Annotated in this window: 1 protein-coding gene; it reads left to right on the forward strand. The window is 57.5% G+C overall.

Annotated features, from left to right (window positions below; genetic code table 11):
- Window positions 1-395 (forward strand): hypothetical protein (locus L991_RS17515; protein WP_047395922.1); only part of this gene is annotated, 395 nt, incomplete at both ends.

The raw sequence follows: 395 nt of genomic DNA on the forward strand, positions 1-395 counted from the left end.
GAAGCCGAAGCCGAAGCCGAAGCCGAAGCCGAAGCCGAAACCGAAACCGAAACCGAAACCGAAACCGAAACATTAGTCCTTGAGTTACCGGATTTACCCGGCGAAGAAGATCTCAGCGCTGAAGTCGCGCTCACTCCCGAACAGGCCGAGCGCCTCGAGCAAGAGCTGCCGACCATTGATTTGTCGCTCGCGGTGGAAGAGTACGCGGCGGAAGAAGCGCTGGAAACACTTATCGCCCCAAGTGACGATGAAGCGTTGACATTCCCTGCGCTCAATCTGGATGAGGCTGACAGCAGTGAAACCACGCTCGACACTAGCTTGTCGTTCGACACACCATTGTTAGCCGAAGCCGAAGCCGAAGCCGAAGCCGAAGCCGAAGCCGAAGCCGAAGCCGA

The sequence above is a fragment of the Chitinibacter sp. ZOR0017 genome, assembly GCF_000799095.1.
Taxonomy (GTDB): Bacteria; Pseudomonadota; Gammaproteobacteria; order Burkholderiales; family Chitinibacteraceae; genus Chitinibacter; species Chitinibacter tainanensis.